The organism is Desulfuromonas svalbardensis (assembly GCF_055389415.1).
In genome coordinates, this window is the sequence record NZ_AP042416.1 from 2,508,394 (window position 1) to 2,530,137 (window position 21,744).

The 21,744-nt window shown below is 42.6% G+C and carries 20 protein-coding genes and 1 tRNA gene; all 21 read right to left on the reverse strand.

Annotated features, from left to right (window positions below; translation table 11 throughout):
* Positions 1-16: 16 nt before the first annotated feature.
* A complete protein-coding gene (locus ACZ5KY_RS11225) occupies positions 17-340 on the reverse strand; it encodes a c-type cytochrome (protein WP_464243986.1) in 324 nt (107 codons plus the stop codon).
* Positions 341-368: 28 nt separating this feature from the next.
* Positions 369-2,192, reverse strand: a complete 1,824-nt coding sequence (locus tag ACZ5KY_RS11230) for a methyl-accepting chemotaxis protein (RefSeq protein ID WP_464243987.1) — start codon at positions 2,190-2,192, stop codon at positions 369-371.
* A 38-nt stretch (positions 2,193-2,230) separates the two neighbouring features.
* Complete coding sequence (locus tag ACZ5KY_RS11235) at positions 2,231-4,477, reverse strand: hybrid sensor histidine kinase/response regulator (protein ID WP_464243988.1); 2,247 nt, start codon at positions 4,475-4,477, stop codon at positions 2,231-2,233.
* Entirely contained in the window at positions 4,477-5,304 is an 828-nt protein-coding gene (locus ACZ5KY_RS11240) for a chemotaxis protein CheW (RefSeq protein WP_464243989.1), read from the reverse strand. Before ACZ5KY_RS11240 ends, ACZ5KY_RS11235 begins: the two co-directional genes overlap by 1 nt.
* Before the next feature lie 39 nt (positions 5,305-5,343).
* Complete coding sequence (locus tag ACZ5KY_RS11245; protein ID WP_464243990.1) at positions 5,344-6,639, reverse strand: response regulator; 1,296 nt, start codon at positions 6,637-6,639, stop codon at positions 5,344-5,346.
* Between the two features lie 34 nt (positions 6,640-6,673).
* Positions 6,674-7,555 (reverse strand): c-type heme family protein, encoded by an 882-nt coding sequence (locus tag ACZ5KY_RS11250; protein ID WP_464243991.1) that lies wholly within the window; start codon positions 7,553-7,555, stop codon positions 6,674-6,676.
* Between the two features lie 49 nt (positions 7,556-7,604).
* Entirely contained in the window at positions 7,605-8,141 is a 537-nt protein-coding gene (locus ACZ5KY_RS11255) for a hypothetical protein (RefSeq protein WP_464243992.1), read from the reverse strand.
* Positions 8,141-8,509 (reverse strand): response regulator, encoded by a 369-nt coding sequence (locus tag ACZ5KY_RS11260; protein ID WP_464243993.1) that lies wholly within the window; start codon positions 8,507-8,509, stop codon positions 8,141-8,143. The genes ACZ5KY_RS11255 and ACZ5KY_RS11260 overlap by 1 nt, the downstream gene beginning before the upstream one ends.
* Before the next feature lie 211 nt (positions 8,510-8,720).
* Entirely contained in the window at positions 8,721-9,470 is a 750-nt protein-coding gene (locus ACZ5KY_RS11265; RefSeq protein WP_464243994.1) for a DUF4197 domain-containing protein, read from the reverse strand.
* A gap of 23 nt (positions 9,471-9,493) precedes the next feature.
* Complete coding sequence (locus tag ACZ5KY_RS11270) at positions 9,494-10,252, reverse strand: M48 family metallopeptidase (RefSeq protein ID WP_464243995.1); 759 nt, start codon at positions 10,250-10,252, stop codon at positions 9,494-9,496.
* Between the two features lie 146 nt (positions 10,253-10,398).
* A tRNA-Pro gene (locus tag ACZ5KY_RS11275) sits at positions 10,399-10,475 on the reverse strand.
* Positions 10,476-10,530: 55 nt separating this feature from the next.
* Positions 10,531-11,850 (reverse strand): phenylacetate--CoA ligase family protein, encoded by a 1,320-nt coding sequence (locus ACZ5KY_RS11280; RefSeq protein ID WP_464243996.1) that lies wholly within the window; start codon positions 11,848-11,850, stop codon positions 10,531-10,533.
* Between the two features lie 23 nt (positions 11,851-11,873).
* Positions 11,874-12,305 (reverse strand): ACT domain-containing protein, encoded by a 432-nt coding sequence (locus ACZ5KY_RS11285; protein WP_464243997.1) that lies wholly within the window; start codon positions 12,303-12,305, stop codon positions 11,874-11,876.
* A gap of 36 nt (positions 12,306-12,341) precedes the next feature.
* Entirely contained in the window at positions 12,342-13,637 is a 1,296-nt protein-coding gene (locus tag ACZ5KY_RS11290) for a phenylacetate--CoA ligase family protein (protein ID WP_464243998.1), read from the reverse strand.
* A 28-nt stretch (positions 13,638-13,665) separates the two neighbouring features.
* Positions 13,666-14,241 (reverse strand): indolepyruvate oxidoreductase subunit beta, encoded by a 576-nt coding sequence (locus ACZ5KY_RS11295; protein WP_464243999.1) that lies wholly within the window; start codon positions 14,239-14,241, stop codon positions 13,666-13,668.
* Positions 14,234-16,012: an indolepyruvate ferredoxin oxidoreductase subunit alpha gene (gene iorA / locus ACZ5KY_RS11300; protein ID WP_464244000.1), complete on the reverse strand. Its 1,779-nt coding sequence runs from the start codon at positions 16,010-16,012 to the stop codon at positions 14,234-14,236. Before iorA ends, ACZ5KY_RS11295 begins: the two co-directional genes overlap by 8 nt.
* A gap of 282 nt (positions 16,013-16,294) precedes the next feature.
* Complete coding sequence (locus tag ACZ5KY_RS11305) at positions 16,295-17,983, reverse strand: Na/Pi cotransporter family protein (protein WP_464244001.1); 1,689 nt, start codon at positions 17,981-17,983, stop codon at positions 16,295-16,297.
* 304 nt (positions 17,984-18,287) lie between these two features.
* Entirely contained in the window at positions 18,288-18,554 is a 267-nt protein-coding gene (locus tag ACZ5KY_RS11310) for a phosphopantetheine-binding protein (protein ID WP_464244002.1), read from the reverse strand.
* Between the two features lie 29 nt (positions 18,555-18,583).
* Entirely contained in the window at positions 18,584-19,927 is a 1,344-nt protein-coding gene (locus tag ACZ5KY_RS11315; RefSeq protein ID WP_464244003.1) for an ABC transporter permease, read from the reverse strand.
* Positions 19,928-20,677 (reverse strand): ABC transporter ATP-binding protein, encoded by a 750-nt coding sequence (locus ACZ5KY_RS11320; protein ID WP_464244004.1) that lies wholly within the window; start codon positions 20,675-20,677, stop codon positions 19,928-19,930.
* Positions 20,674-21,723: a BtrH-related acyltransferase DarH gene (gene darH, locus ACZ5KY_RS11325; protein WP_464244005.1), complete on the reverse strand. Its 1,050-nt coding sequence runs from the start codon at positions 21,721-21,723 to the stop codon at positions 20,674-20,676. Before darH ends, ACZ5KY_RS11320 begins: the two co-directional genes overlap by 4 nt.
* Between the last annotated feature and the right edge of the window lie 21 nt (positions 21,724-21,744).

A 21,744-nucleotide genomic window follows, 5' to 3' on the forward strand; every position in this document is an offset into this window, starting at 1 on the left:
TTTTATTTACGATAACTTAACCACAACCAAGATGAGTAGCCTTGTCATCTTTTGCGTATTTATGGAAATACTTAATCAGATGCTCTCTTTGTTCATCGGTCAACTTATTCCATAGTGCCGCATGATCAGCCTCATAGCCAGAACTGAAAAACTTAGTCCACCCTGCTTTGGTTTTCTTGTTAATTTTAAGACGCTTAGCTTCACCGCCACGCTTATGGCAGTTCATACATTCAGCCTTAAAACTCTTCTTCCCTTTTCTCCAATTTCCAGCAGCCATAACAGTGCTTGAAAATGAAATCACCAGTAAAACACTGACGAGAACCGATAAAACTTTTTTCATATCAGATTGCTCCTATGTAAGGGTTAAATTACTGATCTTCCGGCAAACGGAAGGTATCAACTGAATTAAGAAGTTCAGACGACTGTTCCGTTAGGCCTGTTGTAATCGCAGCTGAATTTTTAACTTGCTGCAAAGTCAACTCAGAAATTTCGGATACTTTTTTCATGGATGACTCAACATTACGCGTCATCTCTAACTGTTGGTTTGACAAACTACTAATCTCGGTAACAACAGACTTAGATTGGTTGATTGCTTTCTGGATTTCAGTGAAAGATTGTCCAGTATCTTGTGCTAGCTTCGCTTGCCTCTCAACTGTTTTTGTTTCCTCTTCAAGTGATGCGGTTACTTCATTCGCTTCACTTTGAATCGACTTAACAACACCACTAATCTGCTTTGTCGCTTCTGTTGATTTGTCGGCAAGTCGCTTGATCTCATCAGAGATAACCAGAAAACCACGACCTTGTTCACCAGCTCTTGATGCTTCGATTGAGGCATTCATCGCTAGGATAGTTGTCCGAGTTGCGATTTCTGAAATAAGCTGGGAAATTGTACCAATCTCAAGAAGTCGCTCAGATAACGACTTCATCTTCTTATTAATGACCTGAACCGTTACACGAATTAACTGCATCCCTTCAATGTTATTTGAGACAAGCTCACTACCCTTACCAGTAACCTCATCAACAAGGCTTGAAGTCTGCTGGGCAAGCATAGCTTTCTCAGAAATCTCTTTCGCTGCAATTTCAGAGCGTTGGACAATCTGAGTCGCTAGTTCGACCTGGGACGACTGCGTTTCTGCACCCATCTCCATGTCCTCAAAGATTTGAATCAATCGACGAGATTGCTCACCAACGTTATTAGCATTAAGCTTGGTATCCATCAAAAGATCGGATAAGCATTCAACCATAAGATTGTATGCATCAGCAATTGAACCAAAAGCATCAGCCGTAACAGGTGCCTTCATCGTCAAGTCACCATCAGCAGCCTCACTAACGACCTCAAGGAAACCGATGAGATTTTTCTGAGTTTCTTCTCGCTCAGACTCTGCAATAATCGCATCCTTATAACGTTCGACCATTTCATTGAACAGCACTGTAGTCGCGCCAATTTCATCATTAGCAGTCAAAATAACTTCAGAAAAGTCACCATCATTTACTTTTTCAATACCGCCACGAAGCTGTGACAGTGAAATAACAAGTCGGTTATTCCAACGTTTTGCAAATACAACAAAAAGGATAAGTAAAACAATACAAGCAGCTATTGCGCCATAAAACATTTGGTTTTGATCTGTCAATCGTAATTGCTGAGTGATCACATTTGAATAAAGCTTTTGTAATTGAACAATGTTTGAATTAAATTCAGAAACATCCTGATTAAATTTAGCATACGTTGCAAGGCTTGAAGTGATGTTGCCACCATCAATCAAACTATCCGAGAGCTCTTCAATCTCAACAGAAATATCAGCGAAAATTTCATAGGTGATATTAGACACCTTCTTGATTTCGTGACGACTCTGTGCCGTCATCTCTAGAAACTCATCCATCAGATCTGCCATAGAGGAAAGATGGTCTAATATTTTTTCAGAACGCATCTCAGTAACGTCAACTTGACCGTTTAATGCGGCAACCGTCATACTCCCTTCAAGGACTTGAAGATGAGACATACTCCGTGTTAATTGATGCGTTTTATTCAAAAATGATACATTCTGCTCAGTATACTGTTGTGCTTGTTGCGTTAAGTAAACATACGTCGCAACACACAGACCAATAACGATCAGAACAAGTAGCGATAATGTCGTAACACTTCGCCCAGTAATCTTTTTAATGCTTAAAATATTTGCTACTTTTTTTGCCATAATGGAACGGCCTCCCCTGATGTCAAAACCGACAGCTTTTATAGTGTATAAAGTGTGTGTTCACGAATTACATTAACGAGTGCATCTTCATCAAATGGCTTAACTAAATAACCGGCCGCACCAAGACTAAACGCTTTTTCTTGATGCTGCTTTCCTGATCGTGATGTAATTATTACAACTGGAATATTCTTTAATGTCGCTCGGCGTTTTATCTCGGTCAATAATTCATAACCGTGCATAACAGGCATTTCAAGATCACTTAGAACCAGATCAACACACTCATCTTCCAAAACAGTTAGCGCATCCTGTCCGTTGATTGCCGTTAGCACTTCAACACCGTTTGCCTCAAGAAGAAGAGACGCATACTTACGAACACTCAACGAATCATCAACAACCAAAACACGTGGTCGGGGTCCTTGAGCGACAGCAGCAGTTGCTGTGTCAACGTTAACATGGGTCAACTCACGATCAACCACCTGCATTAAACGAGCTGGATTAAGGACAAGACGGACAGCACCGCCACCCGAAACACTGGTTCCTGAAAAACACGGCATATCATAGAGCAATTTCCCGAATGGTCGGATAACTGTGTCTTCTTGACTGACAATCTCTTCGACCATCAAACCTAACCGTGAACCCAACGTCCGCACAAAAAGTACGCACTGCCGTGTTTTGTCACTCGCAGGAAGGTTGAATTTAGCATTCAAATCTACAATACGGTAATTTTCACCCTGCCTAACAACATGGTCATCGACAATTTGTAGCGTACCAACTTCTTGTATTTCCTCAATAAGAGAGGAAGGCAGAACGAATAATTGCTTAGCAAGACGGAACTGAATTACATTGATAATAATGAGGGAAAGAGGGATTTGAAGTATGAATTCTGTCCCCTGCCCCGCTGTTGTTTTAACATCAATCGTCCCGTTTAAGTCCGAGAGCCGATCAAGGACAACGTCCATACCGACACCACGGCCAGATGTGTCATCGACCTCAGTTTTAGTACTAAATCCTGGACGGAAAATCATATCGACATATTGTTGACGTTCAATTTTATCGTCGTCTTTAATCCAACCTAGTTCCAATGCTTTTTTTCTGATTGAATCAAAGTTTAAGCCCCCACCGTCATCAGAAATAGTAATGGTGGCAAAATTACCTCGGCGGACAGTCGAAATCCTAATTGTCCCGGCCTCGGGTTTATCTAATAAACGACGTTGTTCAGGATCTTCTATACCGTGAGCCACGGCGTTACGCAGGACATGCAATAAAGGATCAAAGAGACCATCAATAATCGTGCGACCTAAACGTGTATCACCACCCTCTAAACGCAAATCAACTTGTTTATTTGCATCACGAGAAAGGTTACGAATTGATCTTTTAAAACGTTGGTACAGATGGTCAACAGGCAAGGTCCGAATCTCAGAAAAACGTTCTTTCATCTCAGAAGTCATACGGTCGATGGATTCAACGTCGACACTCACTTCACCAAAAAAACTTCGGATAGAAATAACAGCTTCATTGATATCATTACTAATTTCTTGCAGCTTACGCGAAAACAGATTTAATTCATCATAGCGGTCAAATTCCAGCTCTTCAAAGTCTGAAATAATAGACTCACTGTTTTCCTCGGAATTTTCTTCAGGATTTGTATATTCATAACGATCGGAAAATCCTGCAACCTCTCGAATCAAACGCTCACGAGCAAAGTCGATCTCCTCTTTCATTGTTTCGAAAGAGCCAAGCTGCTCAAGAAGGTGGGTTTTGGTGATCGTCATTTCTCCGATGATATTCATCAAATCATCAATTTTATCAACGCCAACCTTAACACTATTGCTAAATTGCTGAGGAGTTCCGACTTCAGCTAGTCCTGAAGAGACTTCACTGTACTCTCCAGATTGCGCAGATTGGAGCATCTGACACGCTTGAAGACCATAAAGAATAGATTTCTTCTCATAGTCAGGAAGATGCGTCATTTGTAAAAGATTACGCATGGTATCAAGCGCTGACAACATGGCATCTAGCAACGGTGGCGTCATCTCAATTGTTTGAGCTTTGAAACTCTCAAGCAGGTTTTCTAATTCGTGGGCAATCTCACTAATCGTATTATATTTGAGTAATGCAGATGCACCCTTAAGAGTGTGAGCAGAGCGAAAAAGTTTATCGACAAGCTCAATTTCGACATCAGATGAATCACCCTCTTCCAATTGGAGTAAACCTGCCTCCAATATCCCCAGGTGTTCATCAGCTTCTTCGTAAAAAATTTCTCTTGCTGATTCAGGTATCGCCATTATGAACCCTTTACGCTGTGTTGCTCCAAAAACGTACTCACATCAATTCTATGACCCGCTGTCTTGATATTAAGATTTGGCAGGGAATCACTCACGAAAGCCATAAGATCAGAGCCACAACGAACAACAACTAAAAAATAAGGATTAGGAAACGTGTTATTTCGCTCCTCTAATGCCGCAAGGTCAATTACAGGGATCACATCACCACGTAAACTAATTAATCCTGAAATATACGCAGGCCCATACGGTAAAAAAGTGATCTCTTGACTTTCAGTAATCTCAACAACATCTTCTATTGAGATATAATATTGTCGCCCACCGAGGTAAAAGCGACAACAAACAGGCTTTACTGTTTCATCTAAGGCCTCATTTGCTTGATGAAGTTTCATCATAAATGGCAAGGCAAAATCATTAATCAAGTCATCGCCGTACGCACCATCTACATGATGATCAAAATCCCTACCTGATGAAGATTCTTGTGAATTTTCTTCGGGTTCTGGTTGTCCGTCACGTGCGTACTGAAGTAACGCAACTAATTGTAAGTGCCATTGTCGAACTTTATCTGTATCGTCTTTTGATAAAGTATCTCCCGCAACATTAAAACCATCGAGAAACTCTTCAAGTACCTTCGCAATCGCACTTGAACTCATACGCTTTACGAGTGCTGCAGTACCCTTAATTGTATGGGCTGCACGTCTCGCTTCCTCCAACACTTCAGCTGAAATGGCTATATCATTTTCAGCCAAAATTAAATTTTGGATAAGCGATAAGCCCTCTTCAGTCTCTTCGATAAATATTGGAAGCAAGCTGTCCTGAAGACCTGCCATTTAATTATCCTTACTTACAGGGTAAGTCCCTGTGAATTATCATTTAATCGTCGCCAGACCAGATTGATAAAGCACCTGACACGCACACCGAACCGCACTTTCTTCGAGTGAGCTTTCCTGACAAACATCTTTTAATGTTCGAGCGCCATCGAGAAGCAACATAAGGCCCTGTTCATCATCTTCAAGAATACCTTGCTGTGCTGCCTCAGCACACTGGGGCATACGAGTGATAATCAATGAATCATCTAAGAAGGTTGACATTAATTGCTGACCTCGCACACCTTTCAACAATACGGTATACATTGGGATGCGAAATTTAATGTCTTCTAAGTTAAAGGGTAGATCATCTTTTTCGAGGAAGAAATTCCCTGTATGGGTTGAAAGAGCTGTATCAAGAGCATCTTGAGCATGTTGCTTTAAGTAAAACATTAAATCGGCATCAGAGATAATACCTTGGTCAACAAGAGCTCGGCCGATAGGAATATTTTTTGACCGGGCCTCTTCAACAACTTTCTGTAAACTTTGCTGATCGCAAACAAAGCGATTATCTTGACAAATTAGATCGGTGAGAAATTTATGCTTACCTTTCTGACTTGCCGTGGCAAACACAAAGGCACCAGATTCAATGAAGATTTCGGCGAATGTGTCATCAGAAAAAATTGATAAGCGTCCAGATTGACGTGTCGAAGAGCAAAAGCAAAGGACTTCAGGCAATGACATCCGAGTTAAGTCACCTGTCATAATTAATGTTTGATGCTTAACCAAGCCTGATTCTCGCAAGGTGTCAGCCATAACATTTTTCATCAGAACAGGAAAATCTTTCTGGAAATACTTACGTACTACTTTATCAAAACGATCATTAATCGAATCGAGGAATTGATCGACATTGTCAATCGAAGAAAGAGACCCTGATGGTGTTGGTGTGCTTGAGTCACTGACTTCAATCACATCTTCTACAACGGGGTTCATCACTTCATTGACTTTTTCGATTAAATCTTCAGGCTCAAAAGGCTTTGTGAAAAAATGGACAATACCAAAACTTTCTTCAAACGCCTGACCAACCACTTCACTTTTAGATGAAATGAGGATAATAGGAATATCCTTAAGGTTTTCATCTTCACGAAGAGCCTTACAAAACATATGTCCATTCATGCGTGGCATAACAAAATCAACAAGTACCGCAGCCGGAACATGTTCTCTAGCCATTACGAGACCTTGTTCGCCATCTTCAGCACAAATAACCTCGTAACCACTCTGTGTCAAAACGAGTTCAACAAGTCGGCGTACGGTTGGTGAATCATCAACTACTAGAATTTTATTGTTTGCTATTGTCATTTCAGTCCCTCACCAAATGTATATATTCAAACAACTACTGGCGCAAAATATCCATTGCTTTAGCCAATGAAACCTTCATGCGATCAAAGGCATCAGCGAGCAACTTTATTTCATCGTTTGTTTTCACATCAAACTCACATTCAAGTTTTCCACGACTAATTTCTTCTGCAACTTCAACAATATGCTCAATAGGTTTCACAACACTACTGACAACAAAACGGTCAACAGCAAAAAGAACAAGTAAAAAGAAGATACTAAAGGCTCCAGAAAAATATGCGATCCTTTTCATAGCCTGTTGTTGGATGACAGCAATAGGAACATAAATAAAACGTGCCCCTACGACATCACCTTCAAGGTATCCATAACCTGAACGAGTCCCATATTGTTCAACTTGACTAGGGTGCGCAACCTCAGGAGTATCATGACAACCGATACAATTCGATCCAGCAACTAAAGGTTTTGCCACGGCATAGAATTCAATACCATCACGCATAGCAAATCCTTTCCATGTTTCATATTCACCCTCTTCAAAAGCATTAATAACCTGATCTTCTAACTCACTAGAAAGACTTTCAGGATTCAGTGGATTTGGAGACGCAAAGCGGAAAATATATTCCGGATAATCTTCCTGTATATAGCGAGCGACTTCGGTAAGCATCAAGACACCGACGCCTCCCTCAGGAAAGTACGCATCTTCAGGAACAAGTTCCTCTGCTTTAGGTCGAATGACATTATGTAAATACCGTGCTGAATTCGACATAACAGAAGCAAAAAGATCTGTTTTTTGTTGTGCTTCACGAATAACATCACGCTTTAAGAAATAACTGCCGCCAGCCACAACTAGAACGAGTGATATGACATAGACAACTGCTAACATCACAACAATCCGCTTACGAATTGACATATTTTTTAACATTTAGCCCCCTAAATTTTATAAAATCAGATAAAACGAACCAAAACATACTTTATTTGTGCTTTATGATGAACTCAGCCCTTGTAGCATCGGGCAAATCTATCAGACATTTATCTAGTAATTCATTGTAACTATTAGAATCCATCTCTTGGCCTTGAATATAACCAAGTGCTTTCAAATAGTTTTCCATCATAACAACACCTAATGGGCCAACAATGTCGATATAGTGATTAATCATGATAGAGATATTTTGTGGTGAGACAAACCGTCCAGAAGAGATAGATGACGCTTCAGTTGTTGACGTATGGGAAGATTTAGAAGCTTCTGATTCGAAACCAATCAACTGATCAGTAATAGGTTGTGGTAACCGTTTACGTGTCTTAAAACCCTGAATGAAATTTGCTTCCAAAAGGGTTTTATCGCGAATGATTTCCAGGGTTTCCTCAGGAGACAGGAGCCCTAATTTAATAAAAACAGCTTCACCATCTTCGATAGCAATTTTACAAAGATGTGGCAAATCAGCAAATTTAAGTGCTAACTGACCTGTCCCTTCCATTGCATAACGTTTAAAAACAGAAGCTATATCCACTAAGCGCCTCCAAGATATTTCTTAACTGCGATAAGGATCTCAACGGGCTCATAAGGCTTGGTAATATATTCATCTGCCCCTTGTTTTTTGCCCCAAAACTTATCACTATCACCAGACTTAGACGTTGTCAGAATAATAGGGATATCCTTGAAATCAGGATCCCGTTTAAGGGAACGGCACACCTGAAAACCATTCTTATTTGGCATAACCACATCAAGTATAATGAGATCAAAAGGCTCCGCCTTAGCTTTTGCTTCAGCTTCTACACCATCGACAGCTGTTACAATGTCGTGCCCTGTGCCGTTAAGAGCGCTCAACAAAAAAGCCATCTCTGTTTTACTATCATCTGCAACTAAAATTTTAGCCATAATATCTCCCAATAAATGGTATTGAGCCTGTTTCAACTCAGTATACTGTAAGCAAAGAATAGACCAACTTAAGAAAATCTACTCACGGAGCGCATAACAGGAACAAATCAACCTGATACGGAACAAAAAGTAAAAGACAGCATTAAGGGCTACAACTTCATTAGGCGAAATAACGTAAGGGGTAGCGTTAACACTGGACAATATAAACAAACTAACGACGTGAAAATACTTGTTTTAATAACTCTGTTGTGCGTGCCGAAGGATTGTTACGAATGCTTTTTTCTTCATTGGCCAACAAAGAGAATAATCCATCCTGTGTTTTAGTTGTTAAATAATCCTCAAGGTCAAAGTTAGTTTTTTCAACCAAAGGAAGGGAGTTATAGGTTGAGATAAGCTGATTATACAGTCCATACACCCCAACTTCTTGCATTTTACTACGAACAACGGGTTTAAATTTCTTTTGTAATGTCAGAGATGTTTTAGAACGAAAATAATCGGTTGCTGCCGTATCTGAGCCCCCGAGAATCCCCATCGCATCAGTAAGAGTCATCTCTTTAACGGCGCTGACAAATACAGGTTTTGCTTCAGAAGCTGCAGCCTCAGCGGCGCGATTCATCTTAACCTCAAACAGATCCACTTGTGATCCTAAGCCAACAGTACGCAGTGTGTCAGCAACTCCTTGTAGTTTCTCAGGAAGTGGGATCCTAATCTGATTATTAGCAAGAAAACCATCCGTACTGGAAGCTAACGCAGTGGCCCTTGAACTGCCGACCTCAAGAGCTTGTCGTAACCCTGACGCAACAGTTGACTCATCCAGTTCCCCTGAGCCAGAGACTGTACCTAAAGAACTTAAAATACCACTTATTTGCGAGTTATTTTGTACATCAACACATGAAGCAAGTGACAGTAACGCAAATACAGCAAAAATCCGACAATATAAACAAAGGCAGGAATAAATCATAGCACCCTCCAATTAAAATTTTCCTAACGTAAATCAGTGATAGCTTCTTCAATTCGCTCAATTCGCTTAGGATTTGATGGGTGTGAGCTTAAAAAACCACCACCTGAACCATGCAATTTTTCGAGTGTTACAATTGCCCTCTTCATGGCACGTGGATCTTTTTTAAGTGAAGCCAACATTTTGACGGCATAGCGATCCGCTTCCAATTCGTCTGATTGAGAAAAGTGAGCTTGAACTGCAGCTTTGCCAATTTGACCTATTTGAGATGATGTGAGGGATGAAACGGTTCCATTTACGGCCGCTGCGGCTTGAAAGGCTGTATCGGAAATGATGTTTTCACGCATTTGGTTATAGCTGTGTTTCAACTTAACGTGGCCAATTTCATGACCAATTACAGCAAAGACTTGATCATCAGGCATGGCATCTAAAATTCCAGAATAAACACGTACGGTACCGTCAGCCATAGCAAAGGCATTCACATCATCAGCTAGATAGACCTTGAAATTCAAGGTAAGACCATCGTATTGCTGAATATTTTTTGTCATGTTTTTTAAGCGAAGAGTATAGGGATTTGTCTGTGAAGCAACAGGCGTTTGCTTATCTAATTCGACAGCGGCAAGAGTCGCGGTCTGCTTAACATTTTGCTCTGATAAAGTTGTTGCTTGATATACTCCACCACCAACAGACAACGCTTTTTGGGTATCAAATGAGCCATCAGCAGCACAGCCAGATAAAGAAAATACGGATATAAACAATAGACCTAGTGTAATTACGTACTTCATTGGGATCTCCATAAGAGCAATTGTAGATTGAAATGTTTCAACCTTGTGATTCTAGCAAAAATTGAACAAAATGATCGAAATTATTTCACAAAAAAAAACGGGGAGCTGACAATCAATGTCAACTCCCCGTGAAATTTCGTTATTTATGGTCGGGGCGAGAGGATTTGAACCTCCGACCCCGTGCACCCCATGCACGTGCGCTACCAGGCTGCGCTACGCCCCGACAAACAACGAAGCGGATTGTCTAGTATTTACCTATTGAAGTCAAGTGAATTATCTCACGCTTGACGTTTATCAATCACCCTTTTTGCTTTTCCTTCATGTCGCGTAATCGATGAAGGTTCAACCAATTTTACCCGTGCACCAACGCCAAGTGTCGACAATAACTTTTTTTCTAGTTTATCAACAAAAGCATGCTGTTTCTTCATCTCATCAAAGAAGATTCGCTCGTTAACCTCAACGTGAACTTCGAGAGTATCCATCGTACCAGTACGCTCAACAACGAGTTGATAATGTGGTTCACAGCCTTCAACCTGAAACAGTACTTCCTCGATTTGAGTTGGAAAGACGTTAACCCCTTTGATGATCAACATATCATCAGAGCGACCCATTGTTTTCATCATTCGAACATGGGTTCGACCACAGGCACAGGTATCATAATCAAGACGGGTAATGTCACGTGTACGATAACGGATAATTGGGAACGCTTCCTTGGTGATGCTTGTTAGCACTAACTCACCAATAGAACCATGTGGCAACACCTCACCCGTTTCAGGATCAATAATTTCAGCAATAAAATGATCTTCAAATATATGCATGCCGCACTGATGTTGACATTCACCGGCAACACCTGGCCCCATCACTTCAGAAAGACCATAGTTATCGGTTGCAACAACACCAAGACGCTTTTCAATTTCATGTCTCATCTCCTCGCTCCACGGCTCGCCGCCAAACAATCCAACCTTGAGAGATAACCGGTGAGGATCAATCCCCTGCTTTTCCATGCGGTCAGCAAGTGTCAACGCATAAGATGGCGTACAAACTAACGCACTAGAGAGATAGTCTTGCATGATCATAATCTGCTTGTCGGTATTACCACTGGACATGGGGATGACCGATGCACCAATCTCCTCAGCACCATAGTGAAGACCGAACGCACCGGTAAACAAGCCATAACCAAAGGCGATATGGACAATATCATCAGGGGTGACTCCAGCAGCGGTCATAAACCGAGCAGCGAGCTGCGTCCACGTATTTAGATCGTTACGCGTATAACCAACAACGGTAGGTTTACCTGTCGTACCAGATGAAGAATGAATACGAACGACATCACGCATGGGAACAGCAAACATTCCATACGGATAGTTCAAGCGCAGATCTTCCTTGGTTGTAAAAGGAAGCTTGGCTAAATCATTAAGAGTTTTGACATCACTCGGTGAGATTTCCAGAGCTGAAAACTTATTTTTATAACAAGGGACGTGTAAGTTGACCCGTTCCAACGTTTGTTGCAGCCGTTCCAATTGAAGTGCTTCCAATTGTTCACGGGGCATACATTCGTTATCTCGGTCCCATATAGCTGTAGTGGCTGATTGTTTCATTGATCCGCTTCCGCAACGGCAGGTTACATATTGTAAACCCGCTCCCCTTCGAGAACATTAATGTTATTTTTTGTCAAAATATCAATAGCTGCTTCTGGGTCATCAAATCTGAAAATGATCACCGCATTGCCACCACACCGCTCGACAAAGGCGTACATATATTCAACATTAACCGTACCCGTATCAAGGATGGTTAGAATACTCGCTAATCCAGCTGGATGGTCCGGAACTTCAACCGCAACAACAACTGTTTTGTTAACAGTAAAACCACGCTCTTTTAAGGCATCTTTCGCAATATCTGTTTTATCAACAATCAAACGTAAAATACCAAAATCTGAGGTGTCCGCTAAAGACAGGGCTCGAATATTGATGTTACTATCACCGAGAGCCTGCGTTACTTCCGCTAAGCGTCCGGACTTATTCTCGATAAAAATTGAGATTTGTTCTACTTTCATCACTTCCCCCAATTGTATTAGAGCATAAAATTTCGTCTAACGACGATCAATAACCCGCTGAGCCTTACCTTCACTTCGAGTGATGGTTTTTGGCTCAACTAAACGAATTTTGCATGTGATACCAAGGAGGTCTTTAATTTGCTTCCTGATTTCATTATTCAAAGCCTGCATCACTTTGATCTCATCAGAAAAGACCTGTTCGTTGACCTCAACTTGAACTTCAAGTGTGTCAAGGTTGCCATCACGATCAACAATAAGCTGATAATGTGGTTCAACACCGTCAATATTACACAAAACACTCTCAATTTGCGATGGGAACACATTGACACCACGAATAATCAACATGTCATCAGTACGACCACTTAAGCGTTCTAACCGAACATGAGTACGACCACAAATACAAGGTTCAGGCAATATTCGAGTGATATCACGAGTACGATAGCGAATCATCGGTATCCCCTCTTTTGTGATCGTAGTAATGACCAGCTCCCCTTTTTCACCGTAAGGCAACACTTCGCCCGTAGCGGGATCAATGATCTCAGGAATAAAGTGATCTTCCCAAATATGCAGACCATTTTGAGCTTCAATGCACTCGATAGCAACACCAGGTCCAAGGATCTCAGAGAGGCCATAGATATCAATGGCTTTGATACCAAGTTTCGCTTCAATTTCGGTGCGCATTGCCTCACTCCAGGGTTCTGCGCCAAGGATCCCGATGCGTAATCTTAACTCACTGGGATCAATGCCCTCTTCCTCCAGTGCTTCTGCAAGGTAGAGACTATACGATGGGGTACAGGTGATCACCGTTGAACCAAAATCTTTCATGATCAACATCTGTTTTTGGGTGTTACCGCCCGACATCGGAATAACCGAGGCACCAAGCCGTTCTGCACCGTAATGAGCCCCTAAGCCACCAGTAAACAATCCATAACCGTATGAGTTATGGATTAAATCGGTACTTGTTGCTCCAGCAGCAGCGAATGACCTGGCCATCAACTCAGACCACATATCAATATCTCGCTTAGTATAGCCAACGACAGTCGGTTTACCCGTTGTTCCAGATGATGCATGAATCCGAACAATTTGATCTAGAGGAACAGCAAACAATCCATACGGATAATTATCACGCATATCCTGTTTATAGGTAAATGGCAATTTGCGTAAGTCATCAAGCGAACGGATATCTGCTGGCGTTAACCCTGCCTGTTTAAAACTATTCTTATAAAACGGAACCGTTGCGTAAACACGCTCAAGCGTTTGCTTTAAACGCTTGAATTGCAACGCCTCAATTGCCTCACGCGGCAATGTTTCGAAGTCATCATTCCAAATCATTAAACACCCCTTTACCCAATCAATTAAACTATTGAGCGCGACCCAACTCAAAGGCTTTCAAGTTTTCAGCTAAAAACTTGCTAGGAACCATTTTAGTTAATGCTTGCTGCCATAAGTTCTCATCAATATCAAGCATATTGGATAGCGCACCAAGTAGAACGGTATTGACCGTACGAGGGTTGCCTGCCTTCATAGCTAACTCGAGGCCATCAACAACAAGACTTTCATTAACCGCAGAAACGATCAACTCTTCCAGTTGCTCAGGGTAACGCTCCAAGCCTGTAGCCACTGAGGGCGGCATAATGCGGTGACGGTTAACAACAATCTTGCCGTTTTCTTTTAATAATGGCAAATAACGATACGTTTCAAGCAATTCAAAACCAAAAAGAATATCTGCTTCACCTTCAGGAATGATAGGTGAGTCAACTTTTTCGCCAAAACGAACATGCGATGTAACACTTCCGCCTCGTTGTGACATACCGTGAATTTCATTCTTTTTCACATCATATCCAGCAAGCATTAACACTTCAGACAACACTTCACTTGCCAGAAGAATCCCTTGCCCACCAACACCTGCTAAAAGTACATTTGTCACGCTAGCCATTTTTCACCTCACTACCTACCAATTTATAGGCATCAAATTTACACAATTGTTCACAGATTGTACAACCGACACACAGTAGTTCGTTAACAGCAGCCTTACCGCGTTCACCTTCATCAGGTTGCCACTCAATCGCTGGACAACCAATTTTAAGGCATGCCTTACAGCCGGTACACTTATCCGGATCAATCATAAGAGGTGTTTTACGTTGACCAACATCACGCTTGATTAAGATACACGGTGCCTCAGTTATGACAACAGAAGGTGCTTCGCGCTCCATCTCCTCTTTGATGACGGCTCGTGTTGCATCAAGATCCCAAGGATTAACCTTACGCACATGCTCAACACCAACACTGCGACACAATAGCTCTAAATCGATCTTTTTACTTTTTTCACCATTAAGGGTAAAGCCAGAGGAAGGGTTCTCTTGACGACCTGTCATAGCAGTGATGCTGTTATCGAGAATAATCAACGTTGCCGTAGAGTTATTGTAAACCATATCCATCAGGCCATTAATGCCCGTATGGAGGAAGGTTGAATCACCAATGACACCGACAACTTTTTGCTTATCTGGGCCCGTAAGAACTTTATTTAAACCTGTCGCATTACCAACACTTGCACCCATACAAATACAGGTGTCCATGGCTGACAAAGGTGGCATAAAACCAAGGGTATAACAGCCGATATCACCGGTAACAAACGCTTTCAAGCGCTTCAACGTGTAGAAAACACCACGATGTGGGCAACCTGGGCACATGTTAGGGGGACGATTTGGCAGCTTAATCTTTGTTTCGTGCGCTACGGGGATGGATTCACCAGTAATGGCACTAGTCACTCGGCCAGGAGTTAATTCACCACAAATGGGGAAACAGTCTTTGCCAATGACATCAATGCCCATCGCTCGCACTTGATCCTCAATGAACGGCTCAAGCTCTTCGATGACATAGAGGGTTTTAAAGCGTGCAGCAAACTCACGAATTAATGATGTCGGCAACGGATAAACCAGACCCAACTTTAGTACCGAAGCGTCGGGCAACGCTTCACGAGCATATTGATACGATACCCCACCAGTGATCACACCCACTTCAGTGCTGCGTTCTTCAATACGGTTGAATGGTTGAGTCGCTGACCATTCGGCCATCTTAAGCAGTTCCGCTTCGACAACGTGATGACGTTGACGCGCATTACCCGGCAACATAACAAATTTTGCCGGATCACTTTTAAGACTTGGTTCTGGCAGATCCGTAACAGGTTCGCCCGACTCAACAATCGACTTAGAGTGAGCAATCCGTGTTGTTGTGCGCAAGAAAATTGGCGTATCAAACTGCTCACTGACCTCAAAGGCCAAGCGAGTAAAGTCTAGCGCCTCTTGGCTATCCGAGGGTTCAAACATCGGCATCTTTGCAGCACGGGCATAGTGACGACTATCTTGCTCGTTCTGCGATGAATGGAGTTCTGGATCGTCGGCAACAGCTAAGACTAAACCAGCGCGAACGCCAGTATAAGACAAGGTGAAAAGAGGGTCTGCAGCAACATTAACACCTACATGTTTCATAGTAACCAAACTACGAGCGCCACCAAAACAAGCACCAATACCAACCTCAAGAGCCACCTTCTCATTGGGTGCCCACGATGAATCAATACTGCTATAGTTACGTGTGTTTTCTAAAATTTCAGTACTTGGCGTGCCGGGATAAGCGACAGCAACCTTAACCCCTGCCTCAAAAGCCCCACGTGCAATGGCTTCATTGCCTGACATGATCTCTTTACTCATCAATACCTCTCAATATTTAAAATGCTCTATGATTGTCTATGAATACTATGTGATCAAAAAAACAGGACACACTATGCGGTCTAATCGATAACTATAGTGAAGCGAACTACGCTTGTCAATTTATGGCACAATCCATTGACAATATACTCGGAGTATAAATACAAATTCGGGCTGATAATTTCATCAAATATCTGACAAAACTATCAACCCGATTATATGGCACCTTAGTGTTGATGAAGTGTCAGTCAATTACTACTAATTCAATAACTAAACGACAGGTGACTATTTTTTCCCTAGCAGTGCTCGTGTAACGCTGTGGGTATGGTCACCGATCTTTTCACAATTGTGGAGCATATCGATAAAAATCAAACCTGGAGTTACAGAACATTCACCAGTATTCAAACGTGAAATATGATTAAGACGGAGACTCTCCTCCAAAGCATTAATCTGATTCTCCATAAATTGAGCTTTTTCCTGAATGCTAACATCTTGCCGTTCTAGAGCAGATTGAATAAAAGCGAGAAAATCACGTGTTTTCCCAGCAAGATCTTCAAATTCGGCATTCGCCATATCTGAGAACTTAATTTTCTCATCAATTTTACGTTCACCAAGTCCCCACAAGTTTTCACAGTAATCGCCAACCTTTTCCAGGTCATTGACCATATGCATCAACGAAGAGATCTCTTTTGAAACTTCCTGTGAAATAGGCCGTTGAGAAATCGCAACAAGAAAATCAAGAATCTGACGTTGCAACAGATCGATCAAATCCTCTTTTTTATTCAAACCATCAAGCAGTTTTGTGTCTTTAGTTTGAATAAACTTCAACGTATCATCCAAACATTCAACACAGAGTATCGCCATGCGGTTCGCTTCTAATCGCGCTTGACTTAATGCTAAGGGCGGAGTGTTGAGGACTCGACTATCAATGTATTTTAAACTGTATTCAATCTCGGTATCTTCACCTTGAATAATTCGAGTAGAAAGCTTGGCAAGCAATCCAATGATTGGCAAAAAGATAATAACATTCAGGATATTGAACAGGGTATGAGTATTCGCAATGTGGCGGGCGATATAAGGCTTGTCACCAATGGAGACACCAAGAGAGGTCGCCTGCTGTTGAGTAGTGACAACAAAGTCCGCATCGCCGGGTGTCAACCATGAGATAAACTGAATAAAATACGGAAAGAATATCAGCATGTAGGCCACACCGAGGAAGTTAAACAAAAAGTGGGAAAATGCGGTACGGCGTGCCGCAATGTTGGTACCGATTGCGGCAAGATTTGCCGTAATGGTTGTACCAATGTTTTCACCTAAGATTAAAGCCATACTGCCTTCAAAGCTCACCAAACCACTCGTTGCTAAAGCAAGAGTAATACCGATGGTGGCACTACTACTCTGAACGATAACAGTTAGTAACGCACCGACAGCGACAGCAAGAAGATGGTTGTCGCCAACCAAAGTGAAGATATGGCGAAACTCGCTACTCGTTTTAACTGGGTCAAAGGCCTCTTTCATCACCGAGAGACCATAGAACAAAATACCAAAGCCAAGGATGATTTCGCCGATATAAACCAAATCTTTACGCTTCGAGAACATTTTCAAGCCAACACCAATACCGATGGCGGGCAAAGCAAACTTGGTGATTTTAAAAGCGATCAACTGGGCGGTAACGGTTGTTCCGACATTGGCTCCAAGCACAACACCAATGGCCTGAATCAACGACATCAGTCCCGCATTAACAAAGCCGACAACCATAACCGTTGTCGCACTGGAAGATTGAATGATTGCCGTAACCGCTAATCCAATAAAAGCAGCCATGTAACGATTATTCGTTAGAGCTGCAAGGATCTTACGCATCCGGTCACCAGCAATCTTTTGTAGGCCCTCCGACATGATTTTCATGCCAAACAGGAACAAACCAAGACCACCCACCAACCCAAATATCAGTTGCTGGCTAAATAGAACCGACATATCTGACCTCCCAGAGGATGCCTATCGTTACTAAACGACAAGCGGTGATATAAAACCACCAGTATTTTTGTGCAACGAGTAACTAGTACCAACTCCAAAACCAACATCATATTAGGAGACGGTAAATAACCTATATGATTCAGATGAAAATCGAAGCGAATATAGCTGAGGTAGAACCATTTGACAATAACAAAACAACTGACCGTTAAGACTATTGCTTTTAATTATGTGCGACCAAATTTCAGCTCATACTTTCAATTAATGAGAGCGCTATTTAATGGCTCAACATTAAGGGATATCGACGCTATAAGGGATTCGATTTAATATAGTTAGCGAGGGCGCGTAAAGACTCAAGAGCCTCCCGACCAGACTGCTGCCCTCCAATACGAACATCGTAGTGTTTTTGAATCGCAACGACGATCTCAACCGCATCCAACGAATCTAATCCTAAGGGTGAATCTGGGCCAATAAGCGCACTATCAGGATCAATGGTATCAGGAATATCTTCATAAATATGACATGCTTCAGTAATAACATTTTGCAGTTCTTGATAAATCGGTTCTTGATCCATCGCTAACAAACTCCTTCAATAAATAACGACTACTTCAGATGACGTAATTTCCGCCATGAAATCAAAATACATAGAGCGAAGCAAAGTAACAGGGCACATAGTTGCGGCAAGATATCGTGTAATGTCCCCCCTCGCAATAATAAAATCTGAAAGGCTTCCAACCCCCAACCTAAAGGCGATACAACGCTTAACGATTGCATTAGAGCAGGCATCATATAAACAGGAACCATAATACCACCAAGTGCCGCAGAGATAACAATAGCAACTGCTGCTGTCAGAGTAGCTTGCTGATGACTCTTGGCAATAACACCCAACAATAATCCAAACCCACACGCCGCTAAGCCCGAACACAATGCCACAATAAAGAACGATAATCCTTTACCATTCAACTGCAACACATCGGTACCGAGCAATGGTAAAACAAAAAAACCAATCAGCAACATCAAGCTAAACTGCACCATATTGAGAGACAAATAGGCGAATAGGCGGCCAAACAATAAACCAAATTGTTGCCCTGGCACCAAAAGCAAACGGGTAAACACCCCCTGCTCTCGCTCTTGTAAAATCACCCCAGACAAAGGCAGGATGATAAAAAAGATACCAAACAGAGACCACGCTGGAACATTATGTTGAATGGAAGTTGGCGTAACGACAACATCTTTGGCATTTATTTGCACTGCTTGAAATAAGGATGTTTCGTCAGAAGGAAAATGGAGCGCAAACGGTTTCTGTGCTAACACTTGGCCAAACATCGGCCCCAGTTCGTTGCTCACATGTCGTTCAATTTGTTTAGGCAACCATGTTTGAAAGGCCGCCATTTTAAGTTTAAGGGTTTCACGTGCCACCAATTGAGTCAACAAACCACGTATTCCTGCCTGTAAGCCCCCCTGAACAGCTGGATCAAAAAAATAGTCCATTGAGACATGAGACAAATCCGCAGCGCTAGAGCCATCTATTTCAGCACGCAGTGACGATTTAATCTGAAGGTCAATCACCTCTTTTAGATGAATAGAAGTATCATCAGGAATATAAATACCAACCTGCCAAACTCCGGCGCTGACCATCTCTTTTGCGTGTTCAAAGCTCATCTCCTTATCAAAAACACTGATATCGAAACTACCCGTAACGTCCAACTGTTCAATAAAAGCTTGGCCAATAGTGCCCTGATCATGATCAACTAACACCATTTTGACGGTGGTCGCACCACTTACCTTTAAAATATTATCCTGAACCAAGCAGACGATAAGCACTAAGGCAACAGGCATGATAAAGAGAACAGCAAGCCCTCCTCTGTCACGACGCAACAGATGCAACTCCTTGATGAATACCGCTAGAAATTGATTAAAGAAATTCACGTACGCTGAGGGATTCATTTAATCTCGCAATTGATTGCCGGTGAGTTTTAAAAAAAGTTCTTCAAGGTGGGTACACTCATGGTGACTGAGTAATTGACTGACATCACCCTGAGTTACGATCTCACCAGCATCGACAATGATCACCCTTGAACACAGCTGATGGACCTCTTCCATGTAATGAGTCGTGTAAACCATAGTCATGCCATCTTGGTTCAATTGACGCAAGTTATTCAAAATTTGGTGACGAGACTGAGCGTCAATCCCGACCGTCGGCTCATCGAGGAATAATAGTTCAGGTTGGTGAAGAATACTCGCAGCGAGGTTCGCACGACGCTTCATCCCGCCAGAATAGGTGTCAATGGCTTGATCTAACACCTCTGTTAACGCAACAAAATCACTACATTCCCGAATTCTCTGCTTTAACAATGAGCCACAAACTCCATAGAGGCGGCCCCAAAAGGTTAGATTTTCGCGCAAGGTCAACGTTGGATACAGAGCAAGCTCCTGGGGCACCACTCCCAAGCTGAAACGAACAGACTGTGGCGACGCGATGGCATCCTTTGCCAAAACAGAGAGCTGGCCTGAATCGGGACGAATGAGGGTGGAAAGCATGGAAATGGTAGTCGTTTTCCCTGCCCCGTTTGGCCCAAGAAGTCCGACAACCTCACCACGTTGCAGCTCGAAGTCAAAGGACTTAACTGCGGGCTGGCTCATGCCAGAATAACGCTTAACGAGCGCTTCAGCGCGCAATAGCGGTTGAGGACTCAACGGTTCACTGCCTGAATAGATTTTTCGAGATTGCGACCGAGTTGGCGCTCAAGCTGCCGCCCAAGTTGACGTAATTCACGGAAAAACTGTTCCTCGGCATCAGCATTGGACTCAATCATCTGTGCCAAGCCGTCAAAGGTCACCTCACCACGACCCTTGCAACAACGGGTAGCCTGCAAAGCAAACTCGCGCCATTGATCACCTATAAGAGTGAGTCGTTGGGCTAATTGTTCAAGCTGAGGTTCATCAAATAGCGCTGCCGCTTCCTGTAAAAAAGCGGCATAAATAAAACGAAATCCAGCCCCACCAGTACCAATCTCCTCTTGCATCCGTATTAACTGGGCTAAGCATGACAATGAACGACGTTTACCATATTTCTTTTGCCAGCTGCGCATACTACGCGCCATAAATCGCAAGCCACGCACACCACCAATAGGAATCGGTGCCAACATGTCGCGACACACAGTACGAATCCCCTTTAAAACAGGCTGGCGTAAATCCGACACCTTAGGCGAATGGAGAGTATAACAACGACCTTTTGGCGCCAGGGCCCCTTGAGCGAAACGGGCATTAATAAGATCCTCTCTATCGCACCAAACGAGATCTGGCATAACGGGATCACTGATCAAATAGCGTTGTTCTTGCTTGTCCACCACAATGAGATTGTGTGCATTGAAATGAAAGCGTAATGCGGGGGGGATATAAGGGAGCCAAAACACACTGGTTTGCAAACCAACGACTAACCCTTGTTCGAGCATCTGATCGAGTTCATCCATCGACTGCTCTTTGTTGCGGAATTTTTTTTGCTTTACCTCACAGTGCAAACTCTTGGTCAAACGGCTAAAAATACCGCCGGGCCGACAGCGGTATGTCGTCAACGGAAAGCCATTGAGCTTAACAAAAGGGACATAGCCGAAGAATAGCCCACCGCCGATGCCAAACACCATCGCTTCAGATAAGGATAATCCTGCCTGACGAAGCAAGGTGGCAGCTGCACCGGTTTCACAATGTGCCGATTGTTGGTGAGGGAAATCTTGATCTATCACGCTGTTACTCTCCGTTCGAAT

Bases quoted from the DNA above. Each gene is read 5' to 3' on its own strand.
- ACZ5KY_RS11225 (WP_464243986.1), bottom strand. From the start codon at position 340: ATGAAAAAAGTTTTATCGGTTCTCGTCAGTGTTTTACTGGTGATTTCA.
- ACZ5KY_RS11230 (WP_464243987.1), bottom strand. From the start codon at position 2,192: ATGGCAAAAAAAGTAGCAAATATTTTAAGCATTAAAAAGATTACTGGG.
- ACZ5KY_RS11235 (WP_464243988.1), bottom strand. From the start codon at position 4,477: ATGGCGATACCTGAATCAGCAAGAGAAATTTTTTACGAAGAAGCTGAT.
- ACZ5KY_RS11240 (WP_464243989.1), bottom strand. From the start codon at position 5,304: ATGGCAGGTCTTCAGGACAGCTTGCTTCCAATATTTATCGAAGAGACT.
- ACZ5KY_RS11245 (WP_464243990.1), bottom strand. From the start codon at position 6,639: ATGACAATAGCAAACAATAAAATTCTAGTAGTTGATGATTCACCAACC.
- ACZ5KY_RS11250 (WP_464243991.1), bottom strand. From the start codon at position 7,555: ATGTTAAAAAATATGTCAATTCGTAAGCGGATTGTTGTGATGTTAGCA.
- ACZ5KY_RS11260 (WP_464243993.1), bottom strand. From the start codon at position 8,509: ATGGCTAAAATTTTAGTTGCAGATGATAGTAAAACAGAGATGGCTTTT.
- ACZ5KY_RS11265 (WP_464243994.1), bottom strand. From the start codon at position 9,470: ATGATTTATTCCTGCCTTTGTTTATATTGTCGGATTTTTGCTGTATTT.
- ACZ5KY_RS11270 (WP_464243995.1), bottom strand. From the start codon at position 10,252: ATGAAGTACGTAATTACACTAGGTCTATTGTTTATATCCGTATTTTCT.
- ACZ5KY_RS11280 (WP_464243996.1), bottom strand. From the start codon at position 11,850: ATGAAACAATCAGCCACTACAGCTATATGGGACCGAGATAACGAATGT.
- ACZ5KY_RS11285 (WP_464243997.1), bottom strand. From the start codon at position 12,305: ATGAAAGTAGAACAAATCTCAATTTTTATCGAGAATAAGTCCGGACGC.
- ACZ5KY_RS11290 (WP_464243998.1), bottom strand. From the start codon at position 13,637: ATGATTTGGAATGATGACTTCGAAACATTGCCGCGTGAGGCAATTGAG.
- ACZ5KY_RS11295 (WP_464243999.1), bottom strand. From the start codon at position 14,241: ATGGCTAGCGTGACAAATGTACTTTTAGCAGGTGTTGGTGGGCAAGGG.
- iorA (WP_464244000.1), bottom strand. From the start codon at position 16,012: ATGAGTAAAGAGATCATGTCAGGCAATGAAGCCATTGCACGTGGGGCT.
- ACZ5KY_RS11305 (WP_464244001.1), bottom strand. From the start codon at position 17,983: ATGTCGGTTCTATTTAGCCAGCAACTGATATTTGGGTTGGTGGGTGGT.
- ACZ5KY_RS11310 (WP_464244002.1), bottom strand. From the start codon at position 18,554: ATGGATCAAGAACCGATTTATCAAGAACTGCAAAATGTTATTACTGAA.
- ACZ5KY_RS11315 (WP_464244003.1), bottom strand. From the start codon at position 19,927: ATGAATCCCTCAGCGTACGTGAATTTCTTTAATCAATTTCTAGCGGTA.